General features: G+C 60.0%; 21 protein-coding genes. 13 read left to right on the top strand and 8 right to left on the bottom strand.

The genetic code is table 11. From position 1 onward, the window contains the following. Positions 1 to 12 precede the first annotated feature (12 nt). From KFS80_RS08260 to KFS80_RS08245, 4 genes are read left to right on the top strand one after another with little or no spacing between them, the layout of a single operon-like run. Positions 13 to 273 (top strand): chaperone NapD, encoded by a 261-nt coding sequence (locus KFS80_RS08260; protein ID WP_159814496.1) that lies wholly within the window; start codon positions 13 to 15, stop codon positions 271 to 273. Further along, on the top strand, positions 270 to 2,774 hold the full coding sequence (napA, locus tag KFS80_RS08255; protein ID WP_159814499.1) for a nitrate reductase catalytic subunit NapA: 2,505 nt from the start codon (positions 270 to 272) through the stop codon (positions 2,772 to 2,774). Before KFS80_RS08260 ends, napA begins: the two co-directional genes overlap by 4 nt. Positions 2,775 to 2,785: 11 nt before the next feature. Further along, positions 2,786 to 3,271 carry a nitrate reductase cytochrome c-type subunit gene (locus KFS80_RS08250; RefSeq protein ID WP_159814501.1) on the top strand — a complete coding sequence of 162 codons (486 nt, stop codon included), beginning with the start codon at positions 2,786 to 2,788 and terminating at the stop codon, positions 3,269 to 3,271. A 9-nt stretch (positions 3,272 to 3,280) separates the two neighbouring features. Next, positions 3,281 to 3,877 (top strand): cytochrome c3 family protein, encoded by a 597-nt coding sequence (locus tag KFS80_RS08245; protein WP_159814502.1) that lies wholly within the window; start codon positions 3,281 to 3,283, stop codon positions 3,875 to 3,877. A gap of 732 nt (positions 3,878 to 4,609) precedes the next feature. On the opposite strand, the gene KFS80_RS08240 is transcribed toward KFS80_RS08245, so the two are convergent. The 6 genes from KFS80_RS08240 to KFS80_RS08215 form a co-directional block, all read right to left on the bottom strand. Further along, complete coding sequence (locus tag KFS80_RS08240; protein ID WP_212544487.1) at positions 4,610 to 5,983, bottom strand: DUF1329 domain-containing protein; 1,374 nt, start codon at positions 5,981 to 5,983, stop codon at positions 4,610 to 4,612. Between the two features lie 88 nt (positions 5,984 to 6,071). Next, positions 6,072 to 7,121: a YeiH family protein gene (locus KFS80_RS08235; protein ID WP_212544486.1), complete on the bottom strand. Its 1,050-nt coding sequence runs from the start codon at positions 7,119 to 7,121 to the stop codon at positions 6,072 to 6,074. A gap of 30 nt (positions 7,122 to 7,151) precedes the next feature. Further along, entirely contained in the window at positions 7,152 to 7,565 is a 414-nt protein-coding gene (locus KFS80_RS08230) for a GFA family protein (protein WP_212544485.1), read from the bottom strand. A 31-nt stretch (positions 7,566 to 7,596) separates the two neighbouring features. Beyond that, entirely contained in the window at positions 7,597 to 8,985 is a 1,389-nt protein-coding gene (locus tag KFS80_RS08225; protein WP_212544484.1) for an MFS transporter, read from the bottom strand. A gap of 91 nt (positions 8,986 to 9,076) precedes the next feature. Further along, positions 9,077 to 10,069, bottom strand: coding sequence for a flavin reductase family protein (locus tag KFS80_RS26905; protein WP_246541743.1), 993 nt, complete (start codon positions 10,067 to 10,069; stop codon positions 9,077 to 9,079). Positions 10,070 to 10,158: 89 nt separating this feature from the next. Beyond that, on the bottom strand, positions 10,159 to 11,226 hold the full coding sequence (locus tag KFS80_RS08215; protein WP_212544483.1) for an LLM class flavin-dependent oxidoreductase: 1,068 nt from the start codon (positions 11,224 to 11,226) through the stop codon (positions 10,159 to 10,161). Between the two features lie 83 nt (positions 11,227 to 11,309). On the opposite strand from KFS80_RS08215, the gene KFS80_RS08210 reads away from it, so the two are divergent. Continuing rightward, positions 11,310 to 12,224 carry a LysR family transcriptional regulator gene (locus KFS80_RS08210; RefSeq protein ID WP_212544482.1) on the top strand — a complete coding sequence of 305 codons (915 nt, stop codon included), beginning with the start codon at positions 11,310 to 11,312 and terminating at the stop codon, positions 12,222 to 12,224. A 9-nt stretch (positions 12,225 to 12,233) separates the two neighbouring features. Here KFS80_RS08210 and KFS80_RS08205 read toward each other — a convergent pair whose 3' ends face one another. Continuing rightward, positions 12,234 to 14,360 (bottom strand): TonB-dependent receptor family protein, encoded by a 2,127-nt coding sequence (locus KFS80_RS08205; RefSeq protein ID WP_212544481.1) that lies wholly within the window; start codon positions 14,358 to 14,360, stop codon positions 12,234 to 12,236. 190 nt (positions 14,361 to 14,550) lie between these two features. Between KFS80_RS08205 and ppk2 the strand changes: the two genes are divergently transcribed. Next, positions 14,551 to 15,366 carry a polyphosphate kinase 2 gene (gene ppk2 / locus KFS80_RS08200; RefSeq protein ID WP_159812131.1) on the top strand — a complete coding sequence of 272 codons (816 nt, stop codon included), beginning with the start codon at positions 14,551 to 14,553 and terminating at the stop codon, positions 15,364 to 15,366. A gap of 855 nt (positions 15,367 to 16,221) precedes the next feature. On the opposite strand, the gene KFS80_RS08195 is transcribed toward ppk2, so the two are convergent. Next, entirely contained in the window at positions 16,222 to 17,127 is a 906-nt protein-coding gene (locus KFS80_RS08195; RefSeq protein ID WP_212544480.1) for a LysR family transcriptional regulator, read from the bottom strand. Between the two features lie 135 nt (positions 17,128 to 17,262). Between KFS80_RS08195 and KFS80_RS08190 the strand changes: the two genes are divergently transcribed. The 7 genes from KFS80_RS08190 (at position 17,263) to KFS80_RS08160 (ending at position 25,620) form a co-directional block, all read left to right on the top strand. Next, on the top strand, positions 17,263 to 18,291 hold the full coding sequence (locus KFS80_RS08190) for an AbrB family transcriptional regulator (RefSeq protein WP_212544479.1): 1,029 nt from the start codon (positions 17,263 to 17,265) through the stop codon (positions 18,289 to 18,291). Between the two features lie 81 nt (positions 18,292 to 18,372). After that, positions 18,373 to 18,585, top strand: a complete 213-nt coding sequence (locus KFS80_RS08185; RefSeq protein ID WP_053120791.1) for a hypothetical protein — start codon at positions 18,373 to 18,375, stop codon at positions 18,583 to 18,585. Between the two features lie 24 nt (positions 18,586 to 18,609). Then, on the top strand, positions 18,610 to 19,986 hold the full coding sequence (locus KFS80_RS08180; RefSeq protein WP_212544478.1) for a cytochrome ubiquinol oxidase subunit I: 1,377 nt from the start codon (positions 18,610 to 18,612) through the stop codon (positions 19,984 to 19,986). After that, positions 19,986 to 20,987, top strand: coding sequence for a cytochrome d ubiquinol oxidase subunit II (gene cydB / locus KFS80_RS08175; protein ID WP_212544477.1), 1,002 nt, complete (start codon positions 19,986 to 19,988; stop codon positions 20,985 to 20,987). Before KFS80_RS08180 ends, cydB begins: the two co-directional genes overlap by 1 nt. Positions 20,988 to 21,140: 153 nt before the next feature. Continuing rightward, positions 21,141 to 21,374, top strand: coding sequence for a hypothetical protein (locus KFS80_RS08170; protein ID WP_212544476.1), 234 nt, complete (start codon positions 21,141 to 21,143; stop codon positions 21,372 to 21,374). An 87-nt stretch (positions 21,375 to 21,461) separates the two neighbouring features. After that, the gene (locus KFS80_RS08165; protein ID WP_212544475.1) at positions 21,462 to 23,321 is read left to right on the top strand and encodes an ATP-binding protein; all 1,860 of its coding nucleotides are present in this window, start codon (positions 21,462 to 21,464) and stop codon (positions 23,319 to 23,321) included. Between the two features lie 100 nt (positions 23,322 to 23,421). Next, positions 23,422 to 25,620: an OsmC domain/YcaO domain-containing protein gene (locus KFS80_RS08160; protein WP_053120782.1), complete on the top strand. Its 2,199-nt coding sequence runs from the start codon at positions 23,422 to 23,424 to the stop codon at positions 25,618 to 25,620. Positions 25,621 to 25,774 lie beyond the last annotated feature (154 nt).

The raw sequence follows: 25,774 nt of genomic DNA, 5'->3' as shown, positions 1-25,774 counted from the left end.
TGGAGTCAGCACATGGAAGAAGCGCTGCATATCGCCAGCCTTGTGGTACTTGCCCGGCCAGAACTGTTTGATGCGGTTAAAGCCAACTTGCGTTTGTTGGACGGTCTGGAGTTGCATCATGAAAGTGCTGCCGGAAAACTCGTGGTGGTACTTGAGGCCACGCACGAAAACCAGATCCTGCAACGTATTGAACAGATCAATAACTTGCCCGGTGTGCTCAACGCCGCGTTGATCTATCACGAACTCCTCGAACCCGCAGGAGACTCCCAATGAGCATGTCGCGCCGCGAATTCGTCAAAGCCCAGGCCGCTGCGATTGCGGCAGCGGCCGCCGGGCTGCCGATTGTCACGTCGGCGAGCAATCTGATCACCGAAGCCGACATGGTCACGCTGGACTGGAACAAGGCGCCGTGCCGGTTCTGCGGCACGGGCTGCAGCGTGATGGTGGCGACGCGCGACAACAAAGTCGTGGCCACCCATGGCGACGTCAAGGCTGAGGTCAACCGTGGCTTGAACTGCGTGAAAGGCTATTTTCTGTCGAAAATCATGTACGGCGTCGACCGTCTGACCCAGCCGATGTTGCGCATGAAGGACGGCAAGTTCGACAAGCAGGGCGAGTTTCAGGCGATCAGTTGGGACAAGGCTTTCGACATCATGGAGGAGAAATTCAAGCAGGCCCTGAAAGCCAAAGGCCCCGAGTCCGTGGGCATGTTCGGTTCCGGGCAGTGGACGGTCTGGGAAGGCTACGCCGCCAACAAGTTGATGAAGGCCGGTTTTCGCAGCAACAACATCGACCCCAATGCGCGCCACTGCATGGCCTCGGCGGTGATGGGTTTTATGCGCACGTTTGGCGCGGATGAGCCGATGGGCTGCTACGACGACATCGAAGTCACGGACGCCTTTGTGCTCTGGGGTTCGAACATGGCCGAGATGCATCCGATTCTCTGGAGTCGCGTGACCGATCGGCGCTTGAGCCAGCCGAATGTGAAGGTCGCGGTGCTGTCGACTTTCGAGCATCGCAGTTTCGAACTGGCCGATATCCCGATGGTGTTCAAGCCGCAAACCGATCTGCTGATCCTCAATTACATCGCCAATCACATCATCGAAACCGGCGCGGTGAATCAGGATTTCATCAGCAAACACACGCGCTTCGCCAAAGGTGCCGATGACATCGGTTACGGCTTGCGCCCGGACGATCCACGGGAGAAACAGGCGAAAAATGCCGACAAGGCCAACACGTGGACGGACATGTCGTTCGAGCAATACGCCGCGTTCGTCAAACCCTACACGCTTGAGCGCACGGCGAAAGAAACCGGCGTTTCCGCTGAGCGGCTCAAGAGCCTTGCCGAGTTGTACGCCGACCCTAAACGCAAGGTCGTGTCGTTCTGGACGATGGGTTTCAACCAGCACACGCGCGGGGTTTGGGCGAACAACCTGATCTACAACATTCATTTGCTCACCGGCAAGATCAGCGAGCCGGGCAACAGTCCGTTCTCGCTGACGGGCCAGCCTTCGGCGTGCGGCACTGCGCGTGAAGTGGGTACGTTTTCCCATCGTTTGCCGGCTGATCTGGTGGTGACCAATCCCAAACATCGGGCCACGGCGGAGAAGATCTGGAAGCTGCCGGCCGGCACGATTCAGGAGAAAGTCGGCTTCCACGCGGTGCAGCAGAGCCGCATGCTCAAGGACGGCGTGCTCAATGTTTACTGGACGCAGGCCAGCAATAACATGCACGCCGGGCCGAACATCATGCAGGAGGTGTTGCCCGGTTGGCGCAAGCCCGACAACTTCGTGATCGTGTCGGATGTTTACCCGACGGTGTCTGCCCAGGCTGCCGATCTGATTCTGCCCAGCGCGATGTGGGTGGAGAAGGAGGGCGCGTTTGGCAACGCGGAGCGGCGTACGCAATTCTGGCATCAGTTGGTCAGCGCGCCGGGCGATGCGAAGTCGGATCTGTGGCAGTTGATGGAGTTTTCCAAGCGCTTTACCACCGATGAAGTCTGGCCTGCCGAGTTGCTGGCGAGTGCGCCGGAGTACAAGGGCAAAAGTCTGTTTGAGGTGCTGTTCAAGAACGGTCAGGTCGACCAGTTCCCGGTCGAGCAGATTGTGGCCGGCTTCAAAAATGACGAGGCCAAGGCCTTCGGTTTTTACGTACAGAAAGGTCTGTTCGAGGAGTACGCGCAATTCGGTCGCGGCCACGGCCATGATCTCGCGGCCTTCGATCGCTATCATGACGAACGCGGTCTGCGCTGGCCGGTGGTCGACGGCAAGGAAACCCGATGGCGCTATCGCGAGGGGCTCGATCCGTATGTCGAGGCCGGCAGCGAGGTGCAGTTTTACGGGTACCCGGACAAGAAGGCGATCATTTTCGCCTTACCTTACGAGCCGCCGGCGGAAGCGCCGGATGCGGACTTCCCGTTCTGGTTGAGCACCGGCCGGGTGCTCGAACATTGGCACACGGGCACCATGACGCAACGGGTCGAGGAGCTCTATAAAGCGGTGCCGGATGCGTTGGTTTACATGCACCCCGAGGACGCGAAAGCCTTGAAGGCACGGCGTGGCAGCGAGGTGAAGCTGATCAGCCGACGCGGGGAAATCCGTGCGCGCATTGAAACGCGCGGACGCAATAAACCGCCGCGCGGATTAGTCTTCGTGCCGTTTTTCGACGCCAACAAGTTGATCAACAAAGTCACGCTCGACGCCACTGACCCAATCTCCAAGCAGACCGACTACAAGAAATGCGCCATCCGCATCGAGTTGATCAGCGCGGCTTGAGGAGAACCGTGATGCCTTTTCGAATCCTGCCGTGGGTATTGCTCGCCGTGATCGGCGTGACGATTGCCGCTGAAGTCGATTACCCGCTGGATGCACCGGCCCCCGACGGCCGGCGTCTGGGCGGCACCATCACCCAGAACTCGCCCGCGCCGCCGATTGCCAACGACGAGAACAAGGATCTCAAGCGCGAGCGCAATTACCCGGATCAACCACCGACGATTCCGCACAGCATTCGCGGCTATCAGATCGACAAGAACGGCAACAAATGCCTGTCGTGTCACAGCCGCGCAAACAGTGCGCGCAGTCAGGCGACCGCGATCAGCATCACGCATTACATGGATCGCGATGGCCAGGCATTGGCGGCGGTGTCACCGCGTCGCTACTTCTGCAACCAGTGCCACGTGCCGCAAAAAGAGGTGCAGCCGTTGGTGGGCAACAGCTTTGAAACCATCGACAAGATCCTGCAAGACGACGCCAATGCTGCGCAGAAACCTTGAGGAGGCGCCATGAAAGCACTGTTCGCCCTGCTTAAGGATTACTGGGGTATCCTCTGTCGGCCGAGCGTTTATTACAGCCTGGGTTTTTTGACGTTGGGCGGGTTTGTTGCCGGGATCATTTTCTGGGGCGGATTCAATACCGCGCTGGAGATGACCAACACCGAGAAGTTCTGCATTTCGTGCCACGAGATGCGCGACAACGTCTATGTCGAGTTGCAGGACACCATCCACTACACCAACCGTTCCGGTGTACGCGCCAGTTGCCCGGATTGCCACGTGCCGCATGAGTGGACACACAAGATCGCGCGCAAGATGCAGGCGTCGAAGGAAGTGTGGGGCAAGTTGTTTGGCACGATTGATACCCGCGACAAGTTCCTCACACTGCGCCGTGAACTGGCGGAGCATGAATGGGCGAGGCTTAAGGCCAATGATTCACGCGAGTGCCGGAACTGCCATAACTTCGAGTTCATGGACTTTACCCGCCAGGGCAAACGCGCGGCGGCGATGCACTCGACAGCGCTGGCGAATGGCGAGGCGACATGCATTGATTGCCATAAGGGCATCGCGCATAAGTTGCCGGACATGAGTGGGGTGAAGGGGTGGTGATTCAGGGGGGTTAGTGTTGATCGGGCTGCCGCTTTCGCGAGCAGGCTCACTCCTACAGGTTTCCCTGTCGTGCACAAAACCCGAGACGCACCACAAATCCCCTGTAGGAGCCGAGCTTGCTCGCGAAAGCGGTTTGTCAGCCACAGTGATGCCGGATCTGCCGCCGTCTTCGCGAGCAAGCTCAGCTCCTACAGATTTTCTGTCGTACACAAAATCTGAGTTAGAACACCAATCCCCTGTGGGGCGAGCTTGCTCGCGAAAGCGGTGGGTCAGGCACATTGATATTGAACGTGCCGACGTCTTCGCGAGCAGGCTCGCTCCCACAGGTTTCATTGGTGTACACAAAATCCGAGACGCACCACAAATCCCCTGTAGGAGCGAGCCTGCTCGCGAAAGCGGTGGGTCAGCCACAGTGATGTTGAATGTGCCGCCGCCTTCGCGAGCAGGCTCGCTCCCACAGGTTTCTCAGGCGTACACAAAATCCGGTACACACCACAAATCCCCTGTAGGAGCGGGCTTGCTCGCGAAAGCGGTCGGTCAGCTACATTGATGTTGGATGTGCCGCTGCCTTCGCGAGCAAGCTCAGCTCCTACAGATTTTCTGTCGTACATAAAATCTGAGTCAGAACACAAAGCCCCTGTGGGAGCGAGCCTGCTCGCGAAAGCGATGGGGCAGCCACATTGGTGTTGGATCTGCCGCCATCTGCGCGAACAAGCTCTGCCCCTACACTTGCTAACGAACGCCAGCCTGGCGCAGTGCCGCCGGGGTGTAGCTGGCTGCCGAGGCCGTTGCGCCGAACTCGATGCTGCGTTTCTCTTCGTTCTTCAAGCCCAGCACTGAGTAGCGGCCCGATTGCAGGTCGTAGAGCGCTTCGGCGGTGTAGCCCGGGACTTGCTTGTGGTAGTACTGCTGGGCGTGGCCTTCGCCGACGCGCCAGAGTTGGCCGCGACCGTCGTAGTGGTCGACTTCCGCCAGTTGCCAGGTGTCTTCATCGAAGTACATGTGGCGAACCGCATAGATGTGGCGCTCACCCGGTTTGAGTTTGGCCACCACTTCCCAAACGCGGTGCAGTTCATATCGCGTCAGATCCTGGTTGATGTGGCCGGCCTTGAGAATGTCGGCGTACTTGAGGTTCGGCGAGTCGAGCTTGTAGCTGTTGTAGGGGATATACAGTTCTTTTTTGCCGACCAGTTCCCAGGTGTAACGGTCGGGCGCGCCGTTGAACATGTCGTAGTTGTCAGTCGTCGCCAGTCCATCGGCGGCAGTGGCCGGGCCGTCGTAGGCCACTTGTGGCGCACGGCGAACGCGGCGCTGGCCGGCGTTGTACAGCCAGGCATCGCGGGGTTCTTTGACTTGATCGATGGTCTCGTGGATCAGCAGCACATTGCCCGCCAGGCGCGCAGGCCCGGTGATGCGCTGGATGAAATAGAACAGGATGTTTTCGGCTTTGCTCTTGTCGAGGTCAGGCAGTTCGCGCGGATAGGAAATCTCGTCCTCCAGTTGCACCATGTTGAAGTCGCCGTTGGCTTGCGGCTGAACACGGGTGGCCAAGCGGTTGAGGTTGCCGCCGCGATAGCGGGTCAGGTGATTCCACAGCACTTCAACGCCGTTTTTCGGAATAGGAAACGCGTAGTAGCGCGTGTCGCTAAAACCGCTCAGGCCATTGCCGCCGTCGACTTCCTCGGTTTTGACCGCGCTGTTTTTGATCACCGAATAAATGTCCGCCGGCGCGGACGCCGTGCGATGCGTCGGGTAGACCGGGATTTTGTAGGTCTCGGGGTAACGCTTGAACAGCGCCAGTTGCCCGGCCGTGAGCTTGTCTTTGTACTTTTCGGCGGTGGCCGCGGTGATCACAAAAAGCGCTTTCTCATTGGCGAACGGGTCGCTCAGGAAGCCCTTGGCATCGACGCTGCCGGCACTGGTCGGCAAGCCACCGCTCCAGGCCGGAATGCTGCCATCGGCATTGGCGGCTTTCACCGCGCCCATCGGCGTCAGCGTCGTGCCCAGTTGCGCCGCTTCTTCGGGAGAAACCTTGGCCATGACACCAGTGGCCAGCAACGAAAGGCTCAAAGTAGCGATATGCGCGAGTGTTTTTGTTGTTTTCATGGTGGGGTACTCATGATTGTGGTCGCGTGGAAGTTCGCACCTCGGTTGAACGAGGTGATGTGGGTGAAGCGCAGTTAAAAAAAGCGATTTATCGACTGAGGAACAACAGGCCGATAACCAGTGCGGCAAGGAACACCGTCTCACCGACCAGCAGGGCAATCGGTCGCCAACCGACCGAGGCGAGTTTTTGCAGCGAGGTTTTCAGGCCCAGCGCTGAGATGGCGATCACCAGACAGCCGCGTGACAATTCATTCATTGCGTCGGACACCGAGGGCGCCAGCAAGCCACCGCTGTTGATCGCCACCAGGCAAACAAACGCCAGGAGAAATCCGGGGATCATCGGCAGCCGTCGGTTGTTGTCAGAGGAGGCTTTGTGCTGACGGCGAAACATCCAGGCAATGACCACCACCGCCGGCACCAGCAACGCCACACGCAACAGTTTCACCACCGTGGCGATGTCACCGGTCGCCGGCGAAATCATGTAGCCGGCGCCGACCACCTGAGCCACGTCGTGAATCGTGCCGCCGAGAAATATCCCGGCCTGCTCGGGCGACAATCCCAACAGTTTGCTGATGATCGGATAGGTGATCATCGCCACGGTCGACAGGCTGGTCACACCGACCACGGTCAACAACGTATCGCGCTCGCTGTCTTTGTGTTTGGGCAAAATCGCCGAGATCGCCAATGCTGCCGACGCGCCGCAGATCGCCACCGCACCGCCGGTCAACACGCCAAGATCGGCGCGCACACCCAACATCCGCGCCAGCAGCCAGCCGATGGAAATCGTCGCGGCCACTGCGCACACCGCAGCAAGGACGGTTTCCCAGCCCAGCGATCCCATCTGCCCCAGGGTAATTCGCGCCCCGAGCAACGCAACACCGATGCGCAGCAGGGCGCGTGCGGCGAATTCAATGCCCGGCAGGCAGCGGCCATCCTCGCTGAGAAAGTGACAGGCCATGCCGAACAGCAGGGCATAGAGCAGCGTCGGGCCGCCGTAATGATCGGCGATAAAGGCTGACGCCATGGCGATTGCCAGACTCACCAGCAGGCCGGGGCCGATCTGTCGGCAACGGCTGAGCAGTTGCCGGGGCGCGCTGATCGGCGCGGCATAAGCTGGGTTTTTTATTGTTTTGTTCATGTCTGTCACGTTCCCGAAAAAGTGCTCGCGTCAATCGGTCGGTGCTTGCTCGAAACACGGCAAGGCGCGGTCGATGGCCACCCACGGCTGCGCTGATCGGCACCACAGATGCATCGCCGGTTGCACCACGGACGGGTCGCTGAGCGTGCCGGCCTTGATGACAAACAGGCCGGGCATCGTCGCCACTTCGCTGTACAGCGCAGAGCCGCAGGCGCCACAGAAGAAACGCCGCACGGGCATGCCGCTGCCGCCATCGCTGGCGAAACTGCTAAGACTGAGGCCCTCAACTTCGAAGCCCTCGGCGGGCACCACGACGTTGATGGAAAACGCGCTGCCCGATTGTTTTTGGCAGTCCGTGCAATGACATACAGCGGTCACCAACGGGGCGGCGAGGGTCGAATACTGAACATTGCCGCACAGGCAGCTGCCATTAAGGGTGCTCATGGTTAAAGTCTCTTTGGGTCGGGGGAAAGAATCAGGGCTGAGCGATTGATCCGGATTGCCATTGCAGGGCGTTTTGCGCGGTGTGCCGGATGCTGCGCAGGGCGCTGTAAAACACCAGCGCGGCGAGGCTGCAACCGAACAGCACGACGCAAAGAATCGAAAACTTGATAGCGTTCGGATCCTTGAACACGTAGTCGGTCAGCACGCCGACCATCACCGGCCCGCAGCCGGCGCCCAGCAGGCTCAGTGCGCCGGTGTACATGGCCATGAACTGGCCGCGCATCGGCGCCGGTGCGACTTCGACGATCAGCGCTGCACCGACGCCGAACAGGCAAGTCCACAGGGTCGCCGCCAGCACCAGAAAGGGCACTGCGCGTTCGACGCTTGAAGCCATCAACAGCGGAATACTAACGAGGGCGAGCAGCACGCTGGCGATCACGGCGATGCGCAGGTTGGCGTTGGTCACGCCGCGATTGCGCCAGTATTCACCCAACCAACTGGCGAAGATCACACCGATCGGGCCGCACACGCACATGATCGCGCCCATCAAGGCGCCGATGCGCGCATAGCTCCAGCCGAACTCGCGGACAAAGTAGGTCGGCACCCAACTGCCGCTGCCGTAGACGGCGGTGTAGAAGCAGCCGGCACCAAGGAAAATCGCGGTAAAGGTGCGGCGGTTTTCGCGCAGATAGGCCAGCACCTCGCGCAGCGGAATCTCCACGCGCACGGTCGGGCTGAGCCCCATCGCGTTCTTACGCAGACGCGGTTCTGGCACACCGATCATCAGCACCAGGACGAGCAGGCCCGGCAGGCCGATCGACATTAGCGTGGTCTGCCACGGTTGCAGCAAGCCCAGCCACGGCAAGGTCAGTGGGTGCGCGGTGAAGTAGCCAAGCACCAGTCCGGTGGCGAGCAAGCCGGCGCCGGCACCGAACGAGGCGCCCATGCCGAACACGCCGAGCGCACGTCCGCGATTGTGCGGGGTGAACAAATCGCTGATCAGCGACACCGCGCCCGGCAACAGCACCGCCTCGCCAACCGCCACGCCAATGCGCGCCAGCAGCAGATGCCAGAACTCGGTTGCCAGCCCACCGGCCGCCGTGGCCAGACACCACAAACCGATGCCGACGGTGATCACCAACGGACGATTACCACGGTCGATCAGGCGCGCAATCGGCAGCCCGACCAGTGAGTAAAACGCCGCGAAGGTAAAACCGTGGAGAACCCCCATCCAACTGTCGTTGACCTGCAACGAATGCTGAATCGGGCCGACCAGCAGCGTGAGGATCTGCCGATCCATGATCGAAAAAACATAGGCGATCAGCAGAACGCTGACCGTGTAATAAGCCTGCCCACGATGGGTGAGTTCCACGGGCGAGGAGGTGACGGTGCTGGCCTGGAAACCGTTTGTGCTGGACATCGTTGGATGACCTCTTGGCGTGCGTTGTTTTTATTGTTGAACGCTGCCAATGCGCGCGTGTGCGGCGCGCATTGGCCATGGCAATAAACGCTTAGCCGGGTTGCTGCCAGAGATTGTTGTCCTGCCAGATGTTTTCCTTGCGCCAGTGCTCCGGCAGGGTTTCGCCTGTGTGCTGAATGACCCGGCCGATGAGCAATTTCAACTGCTGGGCTTCTTCGTAGTCGAGTGATTCGAGGGCGCTCATTTCTGCCGCTTTGGCGAACGCCAGCCACTGGATGGTCAGTTGCCGTCCGGACTCGGTGAAGTAGATGCGCTCCGATTCTTCGTCAGATGCCTCCAGCGTTAGCAAGCCCTTGTCGACCCACAGGTCGAGGTGCTCGCGGGGCAGGTGCTTGCCAACGAATTCGAACAGGCGCCGCAGCTGCGTCAGGGTTTTACCTTCGCCGAAGCTGAGCATGCCCAGCAGTTCGAAATCCAGATCACTCATGCCCATCGTCTTGAGTTGCTGACGAATCGGCAATTGCATCTGGTAGTAGGCGCGACCGAGCAGGAAGCCCAGCCAGTTCTCGCCGTAAACGCTGTTGTCCACCGCTGGCGCTGGCTGCATCAGGCGCCGGTAACCACCGCCATGAAACACCAGCGGCGGGGTATCGAAGCGGTCGAAGGCGAGCACTTCGCCGACCAGAATGACGTGGTCGCCACCTTCATATTGGTAGGTGGTGCGGCACTGAAAACGTGCCGAACAGCCTTCCAGCAGGGGAATGCCGTCGGGGCCGCGACCGGTGGTGAGCCCGGCGAATTTGTCGACGCCGCGCTTGGCGAACAGGTTCGACAGGTGTTCCTGATCGGTGGCCAGAATGTGCACGGCGAAGTATTCGGACGCGGTGAACGCGTGGGCGGAGGTCGAGTCCTTGTTCAGGCTCCAGAGCACCATCGGCGGGTCAATCGATACCGAATTGAAACTGTTCGCGGTCAAGCCGTAGTCCTGGCCGTCGGCGCCGCGCGTGGTGACGATGGTGACGCCGGTGGTGAAGGCGCCGAGGGCCTGGCGGAACTGTCTTGGGTCAAAATTCGTATTGTTCATGCTGGGTACTCCATCGCCGCCAACGTATCGGGGCGAATTTATTGTTGTTCTGACAAACACGCATGCTTCAAAGGCAGAGCTTCAGTGATTCACGGGCACAGCAATGGCATGACCAGGCGGCCGAAGCGCTCAGCCTCTTCATGATGCGGATAACCCGAGAGGCAGAAGCCGGTGCAGCCGGCCTCGACAAATTCCATCAGTTGCGCGGCGACTTGCTGGGGATTGCCGACCACTGCAACGCCAGCGCCCGGGCGGACTTCGGTGATGCCAGTCCACAGGTGCGGGGTCATTTTGCGCCCGACGGTTTTCGACAATTCAGCCGCTCGCTGGCTGGCGACCGAGTTGCTTTTTGCCGCCATTTGCACGGCGGCGGCCAGTGCCGAGTTTTCTGCACCGGCAATCAGCGCGTCTGCGGCGGCCCAAGCGTCGTCTTCGTTTTCGCGGCAGATGATCTGCAAGCGCATGGCGAATTGCAGTTCATCTTCACGACCGTATTTGGCCGCGCGGGCGCGCATTTCGATGATCTGCCCGGCGATGCGCTCTGGGTAATCGCCCCAGAACAGGTGCACTGACGAGTGCTTGGCTGAAATCTCCGCCGCCTGCTCCGAGCCGCCGCCAAGGAAGAAGGGCGGGTGCGGTTGCTGGAACGTCGACGGTATGATTTTCGGCCCGTTTACCTGGAAGTATTTGCCGTTGTGCTCGACGTCCTGTTCAGTCCACAGGCGCTTCATCAACTCGACTTCTTCAAGGAGCTGATCGTAGCGCTGTTCTTTTTCCGCAAACTGGCCTTCGGCGACAGCGTCTTTGTCGCTGACGCCGGCAATCAGGTTGAGGTAAATGCGGCCCTGGGACATCTGATCGAAGGTCGCGATCATTTTTGCCTGAGCCACCGGGTGGATGTAGCCAGGCTTGAGCGCGGCGAGCATTTTCAGGTGTTTGGTGCGCGAGGCGAGAAACGCGGCGACCATCCAGGCATCCCAGCAAATAGCGCTGACCGGAATCAGCATGTAGTCGAAACCGGCGTTTTCGGCCGCGATGGCCACGCGCTCGAAGTGTTCCAGCGAGCGTGGAATGTCTTGGCTTGGGTCACCAAAAGCGCTGGTGTCGCCGAGGGTTGGACAGAACCAGCCCATGCTCAGGGGGACTTTATTATTCATTGTGAGGCTCCCGTCAGGTGAACGATGGGTGCACTTCATCAAAGGCTTTACGCTGAGTAAAATGAATAGGTAACATTGCCGGTATGCACAATATTAATATCCGCACACTCGACCTGAACCTGCTGGTGGTGTTTCTCACGCTCTGGGAAACCCAAAGCGTGACCCGCGCCAGCGAGCGTCTGGCCTTGAGTCAGTCCGCCGTCAGCCATGCCTTGCGCCGGTTGCGTGAGCGCATGGGCGACGAGTTGTTTGTGCTGGGGCGCACTGGCCTGCTGCCAACCTCGCGGGCCACCGAAATCATCGGCCCGGTGCGTGAGGCGCTGGAGAAGATCGATCAAGTGTTGCAGGGCGGTAGCACGTTCTCACCGGGCACCACGCAACGAACCTTTCGGATTGCGGCGGGGGATTTTGTCGAGTTCATGATCTTGCCGAAATTGCTCCAGCACATCAGTACCACGGCCGCCGGGGTCGTCATCGAAGTCGTGCCGTTGCCGGATCCGTTGGCGCTGTCGTTGATGCTGGAGAGCGGGGCGATTGATCTGATGATCAACACACCCGCCGTGCTCGGCGCCGGCGTGCGCAGTGAGAAACTCGCCACCGTGCAGTTGCAGACCCTGATCTGGCAGCGCGAAGGCCTGAAGGCCGGGCGTTTCCCGATGGCGTTGTATCTGGAGCGCCCGCACGTGGTGATCAGCATGCACGAGCGCGGCGGCAACATCATCGACCGCACCTTGGCGGCGCAGTCGTTGCGCCGACCGATTGGTGCGGTGGTGCAGAATTTCATGGCGATGCCGGTGATCGCTTCGCAAACCGGCTACATCTGCAATCTGCCGAGCCCCATCGCACAGGCGTTTGCCAAGGCTTACAAACTCAGCTGCCACGCGCCGCCCATCGAGTTTCCCGAGCCGGAGCTGATCGTCTGCTGGCACACGCGATTCGATGCCGACGAAGGTCTGCAATGGATGCGCGATCTGGTCAGGCAATGTGCGCTGGCTTGACGCTCGGCTTTACAGCAGGCTCCACGAAACCCCGACGTAAACCCCCATGCCTTCGCCCGGCGTCGACCGCGCGGCATCCTGACCTTTGTCGTCATACCCCGGCGTGACCGTCGCGGCGTAGTGTTTGTTGGTCAGATTGCGCATGTCGACCCAACCCTGCCAGTCTCCTTTCGGCGCGTTGTAGCCGAGCGTTGCGCCGAACAGTGCGTACGGATCGGCGTAGTAGCTGTCCGCGTAATCCACGGCAACTTTCGACACCAGTTGCGTGTTCACCGCCGCAAAGAACCCCTGCGGCCAGTCGTAACGCAATTCGCCTTGGTAGTAATGCATCGGCAGGCCCGGCAAGCGGTTGTCGCCGAAGCGGTCGTCGTCGCGATAGTGGAAATCGCTGAAGGTGTATGCCTGACGCAGGCTCAACTGGCGACCATCGGCAGCCGACCAGAGTTTGCTGTTGAGGCTCGCTTCAACGCCCTGGTGCACGGTCGGGCTGGCGTTCAACTCATACGGCGTGACGGCGTTCGCATCCGGCAGCACTGAAAGCAGTTCATGTCGCACCTGCGCGTAGTACCACGCCAGGCTCCATTCGCCGATGGCGCTGTCGCCACGCCCGCCGAGCTCCAGCGTGGTCGCGGTCTGGTTCTGCAGCTTGATCGGGTCTTTTTGCGTACCCGTCGAGGCGCCATTGCCGGCAGGGAAGCGCACGTTGGAGCTGTAGATCAGCGACCATGGGTGCGGCGCTTCGACGGAGCGGCTGAGGTTGCCGAACACTTGCAGATCCGGGTTGATCTGGTAGCGCAGGCCGAGGCGCGGCGCGTAGTCCCAGTCGTTCATGCTGGTTTTGCCACCGCTTTGCGGATAGGTCACGTCGCTTTCGCGGCGGGTGTAGATGGCGGCGAGGCCGGTGGTCAGCCACAGGTCGTTGGCGATTTCCAGGTCGTTGCCGAAGTGCAGCACGGTGTCCGAACCCTGATAAGTGAAATCGCGCATTTTTGTGCCCGGCGCATACCCGGTGGTGTTGCCGGTGGGAATGCGCACGAATTCACTGGCGCCGTCATTGGGCAGGTGTTTGGTCACGCGCAGGCCGACGTTGCTGCGGCTTTCCATGCCGAAGATCGTGTCGCGACGTTTGTAGTCGAAGGTGCCGCTGACGTCGGTGTAGGCGACTTTCAAACGGTTCGGGCCTTCACGCAGATCCATCGGGTAGTCGTGGTAGACGAGGCCGGTCTGGATGCTTGAGTCGTCGTCGATGTAGAAGGTGGTTTTGTTGCCGATGAAGGTGCTGCCCGGTTGCTTGCGGCTGTCGTCGCGCGCCACGTAAGACGGATTGGCCGCGCGCGGATCGTGTTCGATGGAGTGCTTGGTTACGCGGCCGGCGAGGTCGTTGTCGGTTTCGCGGTAACGGATGTAGAAGCGCGTTTCCAGGTTCGGGTTGAAGCGATAACCGAAGTTGGCGATCACGCCTTTGCTTTCGCTGGCGGTGTGATCCTGATAGCCGTCGGCGTTGGAATCGGTCAGCGACACGTAGTAGTCGAAGTCGCCGAGCACTTGCCCGGAACTGACCTGACGCTGCTGATAGCCGTGGCTGCCAGTGGCGTAGCGCACTTGCAGTTTCGGCGCGTTGTAGCCGGTGTGGCTGACGTAATCGATGGCGCCGCCGAGGGCCAGTGAGCCACGGTCGAAACCGTTGGCGCCGCGCAGCACTTCAACGTGATCGACCCACAGCGGTTCGAGCAATTCGTAAGGCGTGCCGCCGGGGCCGGTCAGCGGCAGGCCGTCGAGCATGGTGTAAAGGCCCGAGGCGTGGGCGCCCGGCGCGCGATTGATGCCCGAACCACGCACGGAAATCTTCACGCCTTCGTTGCCTGCCGACTGCGCGTAAACGCCCGGTTGATAGGCCAGCACATCCTGATTACTCGAGACGCGGCCCTGCAACGGTTGGCGCATATCGACCACGTTGGTGCCGCCGGGCACTTGCTCGAGGCGCTCTTTGGCTTCTTCAACCGACGCATCCGAACCGCGCTGCTCATCGGCCGAAATCAGCACTTGCCCCAGTTCCAGACCTTGAGTCTCGGCCATCGCCGGACAGGCAAGGGCCAGGCCCAGCAGGGCAGTGGGCAGGGATTTTGGCGACGGCATCGAAAAACTCCAGACAGGCAAGGGCGGGCAATGAATGAACAGTGCGACGCAGGAAAGAACGAAGGAAACACATGGCAATTTTGCTTTTTACCCGGCGATGGCAAACAGCAGGTCATGAACTAACCTCACGTGTCTGGTGTGTGTCGTCAATAAACATTCTGTTTCTGCATTCATTCGAGAGGGCCGGGTCATGGCAAAAGACAAAAAGAAGGACGCCAAGGCGCCTGAAAGTCCGAAGCTGAAAAACAAGGATTACCTTGAGCAACTGCGCAAACTGCACGTTGAGCTGGTCAAGTTGCAGGAATGGGTGATCGCCGAGGGCGTAAAGGTTTGTATTGTTTTTGAAGGGCGTGATGGCGCGGGGAAGGGCGGAACGATCAAGGCGCTGACTGAGCGTGTGAGCCCGCGGGTTTTCCGCGTGGTGGCGCTGCCGGCGCCGACGGATCGCGAGAAGAGCCAGATGCATGTGCAGCGTTATTTGCCTTATCTGCCGGCGGCGGGGGAAGTGGTGATCTTCGACCGCAGTTGGTACAACCGCGCCGGTGTCGAGCGGGTGATGGGCTTTTGCACGGATGAGCAGGCGGACAAGTTTCTCAAGTCGATCCCGTGGGTTGAGCATGCGATCGTGCAGTCCGGGGTGATTTTGCTGAAGTATTGGCTGGAAGTGAGCCCGGAAGAGCAGACGCGGCGGCTGGAAGCGCGGATCAATGACGGTCGCAAGATCTGGAAACTGACGCCGATGGATCTGAAATCCTACAGCCGCTGGTACGATTATTCGCGGGCGCGGGATGAGATGTTCAAACATTCCGATACCGAGCATGCGCCTTGGCTGGTGGCGGATTCGAATGACAAGCGTCGGGCTCGGCTGAATATCATCACTGATGTGCTGAGTCGCATTCCTTATGAGGATGTGAAGCGCGAGAAGGTCGAACTGCCGAAGCGGCAGAAGGCGGGCAAGTACAAGGATCCGAATTATCCGTATCGGCGTGTGGCGGAAAAGTTCTGATACGCAGCCGGGTGCGATGTTGAACCCACCGCCGCCTTCGCGGGCAAGCCCGGCTCCCACAGGGGTCTCGGTCGTATGCAAATCCCCGAACAGCCCACAAATCATTGTAGGAGCTGAGCTTGCTCGCGAAAGCGGTGGGTCAGTCACCATCTCCGGTACAGATCCACCGCTTTCGCGAGCAAGCTCAGCTCCTACATGGGGCTCGGTCGTACCGAAGATCCCGAACACCCCACAAAACCCTGTGGGAGCTAGCCTGCTGGCGATTGCTTTGGGTCAATCACCATCACCGGCACAGACACCCCGCTTTCGCGAGCAGGCTCACTCCTACAGGGTTCTTGGCCGTACACAAATCCCCGATCACCCCACAAATCTTTGTAGGAGCTGAGCTTGCTCGCGAAAGCGGTGGGTCAGTCACCATCTCCGGTACAGATTCACCGCTTTCGCGAGCAAGCTCAGCTCCTACATGGGGCTCGGTCGTACCGAAGATCCCGAACACCCCACAAATCCCTGTGGGAGCTAGCCTGCTGGCGATTGCTTTGGGTCAGGCAACATCTTCGGCACAGACACACCGCTTTCGTGAGCAGGCTCACTCCTACAGGGTTCTTGGCCGTACACAAATCCCCGATCACCCCACAAATCTTTGTAGGAGCTGAGCTTGCTCGCGAAGGCGGTGGGTCAGGCAACATCTTCGGCACAGACACTCCGCTTTCGCGAGCAGGCTCGCTCCTACAGGGTTTTTAGGCCGTCCACAAATTTGCGAACACTCCTCAAATCCTTGTGGGAGCTGAGCTTGCTCGCGAAGGCGGTGGGCCAGGCAACATCTTCGGCATAGACATTCCGCTTTCGCGAGCAAGCTCAGCTCCTACAATTTGGTGTTGTCTGTTTGATCACTTCGACAAACGCCTGCACCCGCGCACTGCGTTCATGCTTGCGTGTCAGCAGCAACAGCGGCGCTACGGCACCTGGCTCGGCTAGCGGCCGATAAACCACGCCACGCTTGACCAACGCCTGCGCACATTCCGGCACCACCGCAACCCCTCGACCAGCCGCGACCAACGCAATAATCGAGGTAATCTGTTTGCCCGTCGGGCCAGCGATCGGCGTCAGCCCATGCAGGCGAAAAAGCGCCTCAACGATGTCATTCAACCCCGAACCATAATCCTGCGGGAACGCAATCAACGGATAAGCGCTCAGCTCAGCCAACGTCACCCGATCCTGCATGGCCAGCGCGCTATCACTGGCAACCGCCGCCACCAACGGCTCATTGCCCAAGCAGATCACCTGAACCCGCGCATCCTCGCCAACCGGCAACAAACGACTCAAGCCAATATCCAGCCGTCCCTCAATCAACTGCGCACACTGATGATTCGAAGCCCCTTCATCCACCGTCACCTGCACATCCGGATACAAAGAACAAAACCGCTTAAGCGTCTCGCTAAACACATCCGACAACGCAATCGAGCTCGCATACCCCACCGCCAAATGTCCGGCAGAGCCCGTCGCCAGCTTGCGCGTAATGCCTTCCGTCATTTCCACCTGCTCCAGCAGCGCTCGCGCATGCGGTAAAAAATGCCGCCCCTCTGCAGTGAGCGTGACATTGCGGCTACTGCGATCAAACAGCTGAAACCCCAGCTCTTTTTCCAGTGCCGAAATCTGCCGGGTCAGGGGTGGCTGGGCGATGTGCAGACGTGCGGCGGCGCGGCCGAAGTGTAATTCGTCGCTGACGATCAGGAAGTAACGCAGGCGGCGCAGATCGAGCATGTTCATCCTTGGGTATCAATCGGTCGGAAATCGGTATTGGATCCGTGCAGCGTTCATCTTATAAAAATGTTTAAAAATATTTCTGAAAAATCCTGCGGCTTCTCAACATCGCCTTCAGAACTACATGGATATTCAATGAAGACTCTGCTCGAAAGCCTCATCCCGATCCCCGTGGCCGCGCTCGGCGCATGGCTTGGTTACCTCACCGGCCTGCCGCTGGGCGAGCTGATCGGCGCGATCTGCCTGGTCACCGCGTTAAGCAAAATCGGCGTGCGCATGCGTATGCCTTACCCGTTCGTGGCCGCCGTGCAGTTGTTGCTCGGCGTCAGCGTAGGCTCGATCGTCACCGCTTCAATGCTCGGCGAGCTGAGCGATTTCAGCATCTTGGTAGGGCTGCTGATCTGCATGACCGCGCAAATCGTCGTCGGCTACAACTGGTTGCGGCGCATGGAACGCTGGGGCCATGTGGAAAGCCTGCTCGGTTCGATACCCGGCGCAATGGCGGCGGTGATGACCGTCACCAGCGATCAAGGCCCGGCCTCGGGGCGCATAGCCTTTGTACACATCGTGCGGTTGCTCGCGTTGTTGCTGGTGGTGACGCTCATCGCGGGCGGTCATGCAGACAACACGGCACCGACTCTGGGCGCGTTGGACGATTACCTGCGAGTGATCCCGCCCGCGCTGGCGGCAGTAATCGCCGGGTATCTGCTGGAACGCTTCGATGTCCCCGCGCCGTACATGCTCACCGGTTTGCTCTGCACCGCGGCGGCCAACGTCGGGTTTCACGCCGATTTGCAGGTGCCCGAGCCACTGGCGATTGTCGCGCTGATCCTGCTCGGCGGCCTGATCGGTATCCGTCTCAAAGACATCACCCTCAAGGATTTCGTCCGCTACATCCGCGCCGGGCTGGTGGTCACGGCGCTGACGTTCTGCTCGACGCTGGCGATTGCCTTCGCGTTCAGCCAGTTCACCGGCAAGCCGTTTTTGGCATTGTTCATGTCGTGGGTACCGGGCGGCGTCGAGGTGATGACGGCAGCGGCGTTGCTGCTCAAACTCGACCCGGCGTTCGTGATGCTCAATCACGTGGTGCGCATGTCGATCATCCATCTGTGCCCGGCAGTGTTGCCCAAGCGATTCTTTCAGGAGAATCCGCAACCGGCATAAACATTCTCCATCCGTCGCCCGCGCTGAACGACGCAGGAAGGACTTATCTCTATCGATCAAGCCCTCGATGAGAAATCCCCTATGTTCGATCAGCGGAAGAAAGAATCACTGGCGGCATGGCGCAAACTGGCGACGCAATCGCAAAAGCGCCTGGATCCGGAAGAACAATATGACGAGTTGCTCAAAGCCGCCGATGACATGGAGGAGCAAGGGCTGATCACCAGCGCCGAATGGCGTCAGTTGGTGCGCGATGCGGGCAGCGTGTTCACGCATCCCGATCAAGCGCGCAGATAAAATCGGCAACGGTTGAGTGATGCCATGGACTCGCTCGACTCAGCGCTGATGGCGGCGCGCAGCCAGTTTGCGATCACCATCAGTTTTCACATCGTGCTGGCCGCGTTCACCATCGGCCTGGCCAATTTTCTGCTGGTGCTCGAGGCGCTTTGGCTAAAGAGCGGACGGCAGATTTATCTCGATGTTTACCGCTATTGGCTGAAAGTATTTGCCCTGAATGTCGCGGTGGGCACGGCTTCTGGGCTGATTCTGGAATATCAGTTCGGCCTCAACTGGTCGCGGCTGGCGGTTCAGGCGGGCGATATTCTCGGCCCGCTGATGTTTTACGAAGTGTTGGCGGCGTTTTTTCTCGAAGCGGGTTTCCTCGGCATCATGCTGTTCGGCATGAAGAAGGTCGGCCCGCGCCTGCATTTTTTCGCCACCTGCGCGGTGGCGGTGGGCTCGCTGATCAGCGCGTTCTGGATTCTCTCGGCGAATTCCTGGATGCACACGCCGGCGGGGTATTCGATTGCCGCCGACGGCCGTTTTATCGCCGAAGACTGGTGGGCGATCATTTTCAATCCATCGTTTCCCTATCGGCTGGTGCATATGACGCTGGCAGCGTTGCTCGGCACCGCGACGCTGGTGGCCGGCATCAGTGCCTGGCAGTTGCTCAAACGCGCGGACAATCCACGGGCGCGGCTGGGGTTTTCCATGGCGCTGTGGCTGCTCGTCGTGCTGATGCCGGTGCAGATCGTGGTCGGCGATCTGCATGGCCGGCACAGTTTGAAAGTGCAGCCGCAGAAAGTCGCCGCCATTGAAGGTTCGTGGACGCGTCCAGCCGAGGGCGCGGGCGAACCGTTGCGGCTGGTCGCGTGGCCCGACATGGCGCAGCGGCACAATCACTGGGAAGTGGCGATTCCGCGAGTGGCTTCGTTGTACCTGACCCACGATCTCAGCGGCACCATCGCCGCCCTCGATGAATTTCCCGCGCAGGACATTCCGCCCGTGGCGCCGGTGTTTTTTGCGTTTCGGCTGATGGTCGGACTGGGTGTTTTGATGCTGGGGCAGGGCGTGGTCAGCCTGTTTTTCCGTCGTCGTCAGCGCCTGTACACATCGCGCGGCTGGTTATGGGCCAGCGTGTGCATGGCGCCGGCGGGTTTTGTCGCGATGCTCAGCGGCTGGGTTGTCACCGAGGTGGGCCGGCAGCCGTTTACCGTCTACGGCCTGATGCGTACGGCCGACAGCCTGTCATCGGTGTCCCGCGAGCAAGTGTTGGCCTCGACCTGGCTGATTCTGCTGTTTTATCTGCTGATTTTTGGCATCGGCCTGTGGGTGTTGCTGCGTTTATTGCGCGAGCCGCCAAAGCAGGACGAGTCCGGGCCGCAGCCGACACTGGCCGATGAAACGGGGCATTCCTGATGGACACCGACTGGATCACGCTGCTGTGCGCGGGCGCTCTGGCCTTCTCGGTGATGAATTACGTGCTGCTCGACGGCACGGATCTGGGCGTCGGTGTGCTGCTCGGCTTGACCGAAAACAGCCAGCACCGCCGCGCCATGGCGGTAACCATTCTGCCGATCTGGGATGCCAATGAAACCTGGCTGGTGCTGGGCGGCGGCGGGCTGCTCGCGCTGTTTCCGCTGGCCTACGCGATTTTGCTGCCGGCGCTTTATCTGCCTTTTATCCTGATGTTCCTCGCGCTGATTCTGCGCGCGGTGGCGCTGGAATTTCGCGACCACTCGCCCAACGAAGCGATCAAGCGTTGGGTCGATGGCGCGCTGTTGTGCGGTTCTTTGCTGGCGGGCGCGATTCAGGGCGTGGTGTTGGGAACGCTGGTGCAAGGCGTGCCGCATCAGGGCAGCCAATACACCGGCAGCGGTGTGGAATGGTTGGGGGCGTTTCCGCTGTTCTGCGGCGTGGTCTTGGTACTCGGCTACACGTGGCTCGGCGCTTGCTGGCTGTATTGGCGAACCGTCGACGACTTGCAGCTGCGCTGCGCACGCCAGGCGCGGGTGTTGGCGCTGATCACTGTGATGCTGTTGATTGTGCTGGTGATATGGACGGCAACGTTGCAGGCCCAATACATGCAACGTCTGACCGATATTCGCGTCTGGGCGCCGACGCTGATGGTGCTCACCATTCTTTCAGCAGTGTTCTGGTCGGGGTTTCGCAGCCGCTTCGATGGCGTTCCGCTGTTTGCCGCGCTGGGCGTGTTTGTGCTGGCATTCGCGCTGATGCTGGTTGCGTTGTTTCCGCTGATCGTACCGCCGGATCTGACCTTGAAAGCCGCCACGGCCAGCCCGAAAAGCCAACTGTTCATGTTGATTGGTTTCGCCGTGCTGATCCCGGTGACCCTGGTTTACAACACCTTTGGCTTCAAAGTCTTCAGCGGCAAAGTGCGGCCGATCAAGTCTTCTTGAGAGCGTATTGGCTGGCCAGATACTGGCAGATACGACCTGTCTGTTCTGAAAACGTCAGTCCCGAGAACTTTCATCCCCTCCATCGAGTCGACCAGACAACCACAAAACCGGCCATACGACGGGTCGGTTGAAAACTATAAAAAGGTGTCTGTCATGAGTTGTCTGATTTGTGCGGGGGGCGCTGAGCGCATTCATTGCCAAGGCCCATGGGAAGAACGCGATTGCCCTGACTGCGGGCGTTATCGCGTGGCCGATGAACTCTTGCTGACCCTGATTGAGCAGGGGCAAATCTTCGATGTCGGCAAAACCCGAGGCTGGCTCGACAGTCGCCGCGCCGAGGTGGCGATCCCGTCGATTGAGGTGCATGAGGCGCTGCTCGTCGGATGATGGCGGCGCGCCAGCACGCCGTATCCCTTAATCCGACGTTAGCTGGTAATCTGCCGCCCGATTATCTGCAGCTCTCGGGAGCCTTTCATGACTGGCCTTTACGCCGCTTTTCCTCCAGACCTGGCTCCTGGCAATGTTTCGGCGGCGCAAACCGCGCTCTCGGACATCGAACTGCTGCACAGCATCAGCGTCAGCCTGATCGGCGAGCAGGATCGCGAAGCGCTCTACGGCAAAATCGTCGATGCGGCGGTGTTCATCACCGGTTCGCAGTTCGGCACGATGCAATTGCTCTGTACGCCGGAACACGGCGCCGGCCATGGTGGCGAGCTGCAATTGTTGTACGCCCATGGCCTGCCGGCCGAGGCGGTCGGTTTTTGGCATTACGTCAGCCCGGCGGCCTATAGCAGTTGCACCTTGGCGCTGAAACTCGGCCAGCGCGCGATCATTCCCGATTTCGAACAATGGGCCGACATTGCCGGTACCGAAGACCTGCTTGCGTTTCGCCGCACGGGCATTCGCTCGGCGCAGACCACGCCGTTGATGTCGCGCGATGGCCATCTGCTCGGCATGATCTCGACGCACTGGAACAAACCGCACCATCCCTCCGAGCGCGATTTGCGCCTGCTGGACATTCTCGCGCGCCAGGCCGCTGATTTGCTCGAACGCACCATCGCCGAAGAGGCGTTGCGTGAAGTCGAAGAGCAGCAACGGCAGACCGCCGCGCGGTTGCGCGAACTCAACGAGACCCTCGAACAGCGTGTCGCTGAGCGCACCGCCGAATTGATGCAGGCCGAAGAGAAACTGCGCCAATCGCAGAAAATGGAAGCGGTGGGGCAACTGACTGGGGGCCTCGCCCACGATTTCAACAACCTGCTGACCAGTATTTCCGGTGCGCTTGAGCTGATGAACCGGCGCATCGGCCAAGGGCGCCTGAGCGAAGTCGACAGGTACATGGTCGCCGCCCAAAGCGCGGCAAAACGTGCGGCATCGCTGACCCATCGCCTGCTGGCGTTCTCGCGCCGGCAAACCCTCGAACCGCACGCCACCAACGTCAACACGCTGATGTACGGAATGGCCGAGCTGATCCAGCGTACCGCCGGGCCGGGCATTGTCGTCGAGACGCTCGGCAGCCCGGAGCTGTGGCCGGCGTTTGTCGACAAGAGTCAGTTGGAAAACGCGCTGCTCAACCTCTGCCTGAACGCTCGCGATGCCATGCCCGATGGCGGCCGCATCACCCTGGAAACCACCAATCAGTGGATGAGTCGCGAGGCCGCGCGTGGCATCGATCTGCCCGAAGGCGATTACCTGTGTGTCAGCGTTCGTGACACCGGTACCGGCATGTCGCCGGACGTTATGGCGCATGTGTTCGAACCGTTTTTCACCACCAAACCGATCGGTCAGGGCACAGGCCTCGGGCTGTCGATGATCTACGGGTTTGCTCAGCAATCCGGCGGGCAAGTGCAGATTCAATCGACGGTGGGTGAGGGCACGCAGGTGTCGATTTACCTGCCGCGGCATCATGTCGAGGCCAGCCAGGACGAACATGACGCTGCCGATGAGTCCGTCGCGGCCTCACAACTGGGCGAGACCGTGTTGCTGGTCGACGACGAGCCGACCGTGCGCATGCTGTTGGCGGACGTGCTGGGCGAACTCGGTTACACGGTGATCGAAGCCGCCGACAGCGTCGCCGGGCTGAAGCTGTTGCGCTCCGATGTGCACATCGATTTGCTGGTCACCGACGTCGGCCTGCCGGGCGGCATGAACGGCCGGCAACTGGCCGAAGCGGGGCTGCAATTGCGCCCGCAGATGAAGACCCTGTTTATCACCGGTTATGCCGAGAGCGCAGTGTTTGGCGGCGGTCAGCTTGAGGATGGCATGCACGTGCTGACCAAGCCGTTTGCCGTCGATGCGCTGGGTGGGCGGGTGCGCGAGTTGTTGGCGAAATAACGGCGGCCCCCGTCATCGGCCGTTCCCGAAACCGCAAGACATCCCGCGCAAAAACCGGATAATGGCGGCCATTCGTTTAGCCGTATTCTGGTAATCCCGCATGGAAATCAAGGTCAATTTTCTCGACAACCTTCGACTTGAAGCCAAGTTCGACGACTTCACGGTGATCGCCGATCAGCCGATTCGCTACAAAGGCGATGGCTCGGCACCGGGGCCGTTCGACTACTTTCTGGCTTCGTCGGCGTTGTGTGCGGCTTACTTTGTGAAGTTGTACTGCGACACCCGCAACATCCCCACGGAAAATATTCGCCTGTCGCAGAACAACATCGTCGACCCGGAAAACCGCTACAACCAGATTTTCAAGATCCAGGTCGAACTGCCAGCGGACATCTCCGACAAGGATCGCTTGGGCATCCTCCGTTCGATTGATCGCTGCACGGTGAAGAAGGTCGTGCAGACCGGCCCTGAGTTCATCATCGAAGAAGTCGACAACCTCGACGCCGATGCGCAAGCCTTGTTGATGCCGGTTTCCACGTCTGAGGCGGGCACCTACATCGCTGGCAAGGATCTGCCACTGGAGCAGACCATCGCCAACATGTCCGGCATTCTCGCCGACCTCGGCATGAAGATCGAAATCGCTTCGTGGCGCAACATCGTGCCAAACGTCTGGTCGCTGCACATCCGCGACGCGCATTCGCCGATGTGCTTCACCAACGGCAAAGGCGCGACCAAAGAAGGCGCGCTGGCGTCGGCGCTGGGCGAGTTCATCGAGCGGCTGAACTGTAACTTCTTCTACAACGACCAGTTCTGGGGCGAAGAAATCGCCAACGCTGAGTTCGTGCACTTCCCGGACGAGCAATGGTTCAAGCCCGGCGCGAAAGACGAACTACCGACGGAAATCCTCGACGAGTACACCCTCGGCATTTACAACCGCGACGGCGAGCTGCGCGGTTCGCACCTGTACGACACCAACTCCGGCAACACCCAGCGCGGCATCTGCTCGCTGCCGTTTGTGCGCCAGTCGGATGACGAAGTGGTGTACTTCCCGTCGAACCTGATCGAAAACCTCTACCTCAGCAACGGCATGAGCGCGGGCAACACGCTCGCCGAAGCGCAGGTGCAGTGCCTGTCGGAAATCTTCGAGCGCGCGGTGAAACGCGAAATCCTCGAAGGCGAAATGGCTTTGCCGGATGTGCCACAGGAAGTGCTGGAGAAATACCCGAGCATCCTCGCCGGCATCAAAGGCCTGGAAGAGCAGGGCTTCCCAGTGCTGGTCAAGGACGCGTCGCTGGGCGGTGAATTCCCGGTGATGTGCGTGACCCTGATGAACCCGCGCACCGGCGGCGTGTTCGCCTCGTTCGGCGCGCACCCGAGCCTCGAAGTAGCGCTGGAACGCAGCCTGACTGAATTGCTGCAGGGCCGCAGTTTTGAAGGCTTGAACGACTTGCCGCAGCCGACGTTCTCCGGGCAAGCGGTGACCGAGCCGAACAACTTTGTCGAGCACTTCATCGACTCCAGCGGTGTGGTGTCGTGGCGCTTCTTCAGTGCCAAGCCGGACTTCGAATTCGTCGAGTGGGACTTCTCCGGACAAGGCGAAAATTCCAATGCCGAAGAAGCCGCGACGCTGTTCGGCATCCTCGAAGACATGGGCAAAGAAGTCTACATGGCGGTCTACGAGCACATCGGCGCCAAGGCGTGCCGCATCCTCGTGCCGGATTACTCGGAGATCTACCCGATCGAAGACCTGATCTGGGACAACACCAACAAAGCCCTGCAATTCCGCGCTGACATCCTCAACCTGCACAGCTTGAGCAAAGTCGGCCTGCGCAACCTCGCCCAAGGCCTGGAAAACAGCGAGCAAGACGATTACACCGAAATCACCACGCTGATCGGCATCGAATTCGACGACAACACGCCGTGGGGCAAGTTGACTATTCTGGAGCTGCGTTTGCTGATTTATCTGGCGTTGCAGAAATTTGAACAGGCGAAGGATCTGGTTGAAGCGTTCCTGCAATACAACGACAACACGGTTGAACGCGGCTTGTTCTATCAAGCGGTGAACGTGGTGTTGGAGATGGAACTGGATGAGGATTTACTGCTGGAAGACTACGAAGCCAACTTCCGCCGGATGTTCGGTGACGAGCGGATGGATGCGGCGATTGGCTCGGTGAATGGCAGCGTGCGGTTTTACGGTTTGACGCCGACCAGCATGAAGCTGGAAGGGCTGGATCGGCATTTGCGCTTGATTGAGAGCTATAAGAAATTGCATTCGGCTCGGGCTGATTTTCAGGCTCGTTAAGCGTTACCCTCATCGGAACGCCGCCCGCCCAGCCCTCTCCCGGAGGGAGAGGGGGCCGACCGAGGTGTCTTGCGTCATACATCGACCTGAACGACCGGGTCGATTATGGATTCGGTGAAGCGCTTTCAGAAGACCTAGTCGATTCTGGATTCGG

The sequence above is a fragment of the Pseudomonas rustica genome (genome assembly GCF_018336155.1).
GTDB lineage: Bacteria > Pseudomonadota > Gammaproteobacteria > Pseudomonadales > Pseudomonadaceae > Aquipseudomonas > Aquipseudomonas rustica.
This window is presented reverse-complemented; position numbering and strand designations above follow the sequence as displayed.

Excerpts from the sequence above, each read along its gene's own strand:
- KFS80_RS08260 (WP_159814496.1), top strand. The coding sequence starts at position 13 with ATGGAAGAAGCGCTGCATATCGCCAGCCTTGTGGTACTTGCCCGGCCA.
- napA (WP_159814499.1), top strand. The coding sequence starts at position 270 with ATGAGCATGTCGCGCCGCGAATTCGTCAAAGCCCAGGCCGCTGCGATT.
- KFS80_RS08250 (WP_159814501.1), top strand. The coding sequence starts at position 2,786 with ATGCCTTTTCGAATCCTGCCGTGGGTATTGCTCGCCGTGATCGGCGTG.
- KFS80_RS08245 (WP_159814502.1), top strand. The coding sequence starts at position 3,281 with ATGAAAGCACTGTTCGCCCTGCTTAAGGATTACTGGGGTATCCTCTGT.
- KFS80_RS08240 (WP_212544487.1), bottom strand. The coding sequence starts at position 5,983 with ATGAAAACAACAAAAACACTCGCGCATATCGCTACTTTGAGCCTTTCG.
- KFS80_RS08235 (WP_212544486.1), bottom strand. The coding sequence starts at position 7,121 with ATGAACAAAACAATAAAAAACCCAGCTTATGCCGCGCCGATCAGCGCG.
- KFS80_RS08230 (WP_212544485.1), bottom strand. The coding sequence starts at position 7,565 with ATGAGCACCCTTAATGGCAGCTGCCTGTGCGGCAATGTTCAGTATTCG.
- KFS80_RS08225 (WP_212544484.1), bottom strand. The coding sequence starts at position 8,985 with ATGTCCAGCACAAACGGTTTCCAGGCCAGCACCGTCACCTCCTCGCCC.
- KFS80_RS26905 (WP_246541743.1), bottom strand. The coding sequence starts at position 10,069 with ATGAACAATACGAATTTTGACCCAAGACAGTTCCGCCAGGCCCTCGGC.
- KFS80_RS08215 (WP_212544483.1), bottom strand. The coding sequence starts at position 11,226 with ATGAATAATAAAGTCCCCCTGAGCATGGGCTGGTTCTGTCCAACCCTC.
- KFS80_RS08210 (WP_212544482.1), top strand. The coding sequence starts at position 11,310 with ATGCACAATATTAATATCCGCACACTCGACCTGAACCTGCTGGTGGTG.
- KFS80_RS08205 (WP_212544481.1), bottom strand. The coding sequence starts at position 14,360 with ATGCCGTCGCCAAAATCCCTGCCCACTGCCCTGCTGGGCCTGGCCCTT.
- ppk2 (WP_159812131.1), top strand. The coding sequence starts at position 14,551 with ATGGCAAAAGACAAAAAGAAGGACGCCAAGGCGCCTGAAAGTCCGAAG.
- KFS80_RS08195 (WP_212544480.1), bottom strand. The coding sequence starts at position 17,127 with ATGCTCGATCTGCGCCGCCTGCGTTACTTCCTGATCGTCAGCGACGAA.
- KFS80_RS08190 (WP_212544479.1), top strand. The coding sequence starts at position 17,263 with ATGAAGACTCTGCTCGAAAGCCTCATCCCGATCCCCGTGGCCGCGCTC.
- KFS80_RS08185 (WP_053120791.1), top strand. The coding sequence starts at position 18,373 with ATGTTCGATCAGCGGAAGAAAGAATCACTGGCGGCATGGCGCAAACTG.
- KFS80_RS08180 (WP_212544478.1), top strand. The coding sequence starts at position 18,610 with ATGGACTCGCTCGACTCAGCGCTGATGGCGGCGCGCAGCCAGTTTGCG.
- cydB (WP_212544477.1), top strand. The coding sequence starts at position 19,986 with ATGGACACCGACTGGATCACGCTGCTGTGCGCGGGCGCTCTGGCCTTC.
- KFS80_RS08170 (WP_212544476.1), top strand. The coding sequence starts at position 21,141 with ATGAGTTGTCTGATTTGTGCGGGGGGCGCTGAGCGCATTCATTGCCAA.
- KFS80_RS08165 (WP_212544475.1), top strand. The coding sequence starts at position 21,462 with ATGACTGGCCTTTACGCCGCTTTTCCTCCAGACCTGGCTCCTGGCAAT.
- KFS80_RS08160 (WP_053120782.1), top strand. The coding sequence starts at position 23,422 with ATGGAAATCAAGGTCAATTTTCTCGACAACCTTCGACTTGAAGCCAAG.